The sequence below is a fragment of the Halonatronum saccharophilum DSM 13868 genome, assembly GCF_000517025.1.
Lineage (GTDB): Bacteria > Bacillota > Halanaerobiia > Halobacteroidales > Halobacteroidaceae > Halonatronum > Halonatronum saccharophilum.
Window position 1 is genome coordinate 1 of record NZ_KI912094.1, and the last position, 4,941, is coordinate 4,941.

3 protein-coding genes and 2 pseudogenes are annotated in these 4,941 nt (G+C 30.9%); all 5 read right to left on the minus strand.

Annotated features, from left to right (window positions below; all coding sequences use genetic code 11):
- Nucleotides 1-181 precede the first annotated feature (181 nt).
- Nucleotides 182-343 (minus strand): hypothetical protein, encoded by a 162-nt coding sequence (locus HALSAC_RS17010; RefSeq protein ID WP_156924134.1) that lies wholly within the window; start codon nucleotides 341-343, stop codon nucleotides 182-184.
- A gap of 676 nt (nucleotides 344-1,019) precedes the next feature.
- Nucleotides 1,020-2,063 (minus strand): S66 family peptidase, encoded by a 1,044-nt coding sequence (locus tag HALSAC_RS0103415; RefSeq protein WP_027339083.1) that lies wholly within the window; start codon nucleotides 2,061-2,063, stop codon nucleotides 1,020-1,022.
- 195 nt (nucleotides 2,064-2,258) lie between these two features.
- Nucleotides 2,259-3,260, minus strand: a complete 1,002-nt coding sequence (trpS, locus tag HALSAC_RS0103420; RefSeq protein WP_027339084.1) for a tryptophan--tRNA ligase — start codon at nucleotides 3,258-3,260, stop codon at nucleotides 2,259-2,261.
- A 261-nt stretch (nucleotides 3,261-3,521) separates the two neighbouring features.
- A pseudogene (locus HALSAC_RS14910) lies at nucleotides 3,522-4,592 on the minus strand (IS30 family transposase).
- Between the two features lie 113 nt (nucleotides 4,593-4,705).
- Nucleotides 4,706-4,941, minus strand: a pseudogene (locus HALSAC_RS14915) (SAM-dependent methyltransferase); the annotation flags it as partial.

Consider the following 4,941-nt stretch of genomic DNA (forward strand, 5'->3'; position numbering starts at 1 on the left):
AAACCTTTATCTTCTACCATTTATATTTCCTCCTTAAAATCAACTATATTATTGTATGCATCAGTAATTATTATAACATAATTTTTTGTATTTAAAAGTAATATTGAGGAAAAAAGAAATTGCAAACTTAAAAAATCTATAACCAATACTCCTCATATAATCTTATTAAGATATTTAATTTTTAGTCTAACTTCTCCTTTATCTCTTCTAAAATATATTTTATCTCAACAATAGCATCTAATGCTTCAAAGGTCTTTTTAATAAATTTAAATCCAACAACAATTAAGCCTCCCCATACTAAAAAGTTAAAGATCTGTATTGATATTGTTATTATTTGGCCCATTAACATACCACATCCTTTTCTTTATAAAACTTTCATTTATTATCTGTTCACCACCTCTTACTCTTACTCTTTCATTCTCATACACCTTATCTCTTATCCCGTCATTAGGCTATCAAATATCTCCTTATTTTCCCTCTCGGCTAGATCCTCTCTTACACTCTCTTCTGGTGCTTAAATCAATACGGCCATTCTTTGAATCCTACTCTTGATTCTATAATCATAGGGCAGCTCCTCAATCTTACAGTTACTACAAAAGATCGTCACCGCATCACTCTTAATCTGATATTTAAAGATATCAAAATACTAACAGCCTTTATCAAAAAATTTCATCTTCATTAGTTTCTAAAGAACTTTTTATTTTTTTGAAACCATAAAAGATATATATTTATTTCCCAATTCTATATTTGTATAGTGTACACAACTAATTCCAACCTTATTGGCTAAAATATATCCTTATTGATGGCAAACAATTTAAAGAAATAATAATTTATTTTATAAATATATTCAAAACACTTCTATTATTACCTTTCTTTCTATCACCTTACGGTCATCTAACGTCCTAAGATTTTACGACCCACATCTACCCCTCCTAAGATAAGCCAACTCCATTTACTTTTCTTCTCTTAGTTTAGATATCGTCAAGGCCTTGTTATATTAATTTGGCTCACCTTTGGACTTATTTACCTACTGTTCCTGATTCATTAATTCTAAACCTTTTATTTTCACAATCTATTTCTGCCTCTACTCCATATGGTAATATACAGATTGGTGCTGTATGTCCAAAATTCATATTATACATTATTGGTAGATCACTTCTTTTTGCTTCATCTCTTATTACTCTCAAATACTCTTCTTTATATTCTTCGTAGTATTTTTCATCTTGAGGCTTTCCAATAATTAAACCATTTATCTTTTTAAATATACCCAGCGCATTTAAGGACCTTAAATACCATCTTATATAATCAGGGGTAGGCTTATCTTCACTGGTCTCCAAAAATAATATTTTATTCTCCCATTCTTTCAAATCAGGCCATAAGATAGTCCCTCTCAACCAATCCAACACCTCTATACATCCACCTATTAATTTACCCTTTGTTTTACCCTTGCCTTGAAGAATTTCATAACCTCTTTCTTCCTTATTCAGTTCTCTTCTTATTTTACTATTCTCTTCATTCTCCCATGCTAACCTCTGAGAAGTCCAATATTTACTCCCTTTAATCTCCCCTATAGTATTATTAGTAAATAATACTTTCTGAATCCACTTTATAGTATAATCATGCATCTCTACATTCTCTGCAAATTCAGCTAGAATACTGGGACCATAGTAACTTATCAATCCCGCTTTATAACACATAAGATGATTTACTGTTGTATCTGAATAACCCATAAATATTTTAGGGTTATTTTTTATAACATCAAAATCTATATAAGGTAATAATCTAAGGGTATCATCACCACCAATATTAGAAAATATAGCTTTTATCTCTTTATTTTTAAAAGCATTCATCATATCTTCTGCTCTTGCTTCTGGATGCCTACTTAGATATTTACTACCTTTTAAGCTATTAGGCATCTCTACAACATTTAACCCGAATAATTCTTCTATTCTTCTTTTACCTACCTCATATCTGTACCTAAAATCTTTATCTCCTGCTCCACCCCAGGATAAACTTACAGTTGCTATTTTATCTCCTTTTTTTAAACCTGCTGGTTTTATCATATTAAACCACCTTTCTAATCCTTTTAGATTCAGGGCCAACGTCCACCACCCCAAACAAATTAAATTGTCAATGCTCACATAACTAAACCTAGTTTCCTTCTATAATTCTTTGCTTATAAATCTAGTCAGAATAGTAAAAATCCCCTTGCTATTTGAGCTTTATCAACTAGCAAGGGGAACTTTTTATCTCTTACTCTAAAAATAATCTATTTGCATTGCTTTGCGAACTTCAGTAACTGTCTTAGAGGCTTCTATTCTAGCTTTTTCACTACCTTTTTTTAGAATATTCATTACTTCTCCAGGATCTTTAGCATACTCTTCTCTACGCTCTCTAATTGGCTTTAAAAAGTTCTGTAGTACTCTATTAAGTCGTCTCTTAACTTTAACATCTCCAAGTCCACCTCTACGATAATCTTCTTTAAGTTCTTTAACCTTATCTTTTTCTGGATCAAATATATCAAGATAATCAAAGACTGGATTACCCTCTACTTTACCTGGATCTTCAACTCTAATATGATTAGGATCGGTAAACATTCCCATTACCTTCTCTTCAATTGAATCTGGAGAATCTGCCAATGCAATAGCATTACCTAAAGATTTGCTCATCTTACTCTTACCATCAGTTCCTGGTAACCTTGGGAATTGAGAAATTAATGCTTCAGGCTCTATTAAAACAGGTTGATAAATTCTATTAAATTTTCTTACAACTTCTAAAGTTTGCTCTATCATTGGCAACTGATCTTCACCTACAGGGATGAGACTTGCTTTAAAAGCAGTTATATCTGCTACCTGATTAACAGGATAAGTTAAAAAACCTGCCGGAATACTCTCTCCAAAAGACTTTTGATCTATCTCACTCTTAACTGTAGGATTTCTTTTTAATCGATTTACTGTCACTAAATTTAAATAGTACATAGTAAGTTCTGCAATCTCTGGTACTAATGATTGAATAAAGATTGTACTAACTTCTGGATTAATCCCTACAGCAAGATAATCTAAAGCAACCTCTAAAATATTGTTACGTACTTTTGTAGGGTTATCTGCATTATCAGTTAAAGCTTGTATATCTGCAATAATTACAAATTGATTATAATCATTTTGTAATTTAACACGATTCTCTAAAGAACCAACATAGTGCCCTAAGTGTAAGTTTCCAGTTGGACGATCACCAGTAAGGATATTCTTCTTTTGAGTCATAATAAACTCTCCTTTATATTTTTTAGTTATTCTATAACCTATTCTCCTCTATTTAACACTGGTGATTTCCATACCAATGAAGCAAATGTTTCCTTATATATATGCCTCACCTAATACCACTCCCTAATTAATATTTGTTTTCAATCTTACCATATAACCCTTTAAATGTAAAGAGGGAATTTATTTCACATCCAGGGCTGAAAATTGCAATATAAAATGCACAGCCTTTATGGAAAAAAACACCTCATATGATGTGTTTATTTATGCTACATTTAAACCTATTTCAAATATATTATTAGAACTTTTAAAACCAAACATCTTCCTAGGATAATTATTAATCCATTTTTCAATTCTTTTAATTTGATTTCTACTAAGATTCTTAAAGCTACTTCCTTTTGGCAAAAACCTTCTAATCATTTTATTTAAGTTCTCATTACTCCCTCTTTGCCAAGAAGAGTAAGCATCAGCATAATATTGCTTTGTCCTTGGAATTTTACTTCTTGTAAAAGAAGTCTCTATTCCTGTATAGTTATAAAATTCTTTTCCCATTATCAGTTGTAATAGTCTTGAACAATTCTCTAAACTTCTTTACTCCTATTCTTCTTTCTATTCGATCCAGACCTCTTATTACAGCTTCCTGCGTCTTATTAGGTATAATCTCTATTATTTCTTTCTACTATACCTCTCCGTTAGAACTAATAAGAAAGGCTCTCCTTTTCCCTTTCTACCCTCTACTAGATCCATTTCCCAATGACCTACTTCTAACCTCTCATCAGCTGCTTTAGGCCTATCTGATATTCTTCTACCTTCTTTACGTCTTTTAGTTGATTCTTTTTCTTTCTTCTTTGTCTTTTTAGACTTTTTATAATTACCATAGGTCAACTCTTCTCTACTTACAAATAGGATGCCTTTATCTATATAATTATAGATAGTCTTCCAATGTAATTCTATTTCAAAATCTTCACTATTTTTTATCATATCTGCAATTACTTCTGGAGAATACTTATCTTTGATTTTTTCCTCTATAAACTCAGCTAACCTGTGATCTTTACCTATTTTTATTTTAGCTCCTTTAGCTGTAGCATTTTGATCATATACCTTTTGAGCCTTTAATGCATCATATTCTATTCTAATTGTATAGTCCCAATTTAATAGCTCTATTTTGCCTTTTTTAACCTCTCTGCTTATTGTAGTTCTATGTCTACCTAACTCTTGTGCAATCTCTTTGGGAGACTTGTTTTGTTGATTATACAAGTGTTCTATTACTTTTCTATCTTCCCATTTTAAGTGTTCACCTTTGTTCTCATTTGTGTTATAATTATCTTGGCACATATCAATACCTCACTTTATGTTATTTGTGGTTATTTAACATTATATATGAGGTATTCATATGTGTCATTTATTTTTTGCACTATCCGTGCATTTAATTATACAATGTTCCTTTTTCAAGATTTCTTGTTGCAAACAGCAACCATCAAGTAATATTTTTCATCTTCTCGTTTAGACTCTACTCTTTTATCTCTTTGATAAAACATCTCTACATTCTCAAACACACTCAATAAATCTCTAAATTCTTCTTCTCTATATTGTCTATAATGATATGGATTGGAGCACTCTTCATTTCTACCTTTTCCAAATGGAGTAGAAACTATCAAAGTTCCATTTGATCTTAAAAGGTTAT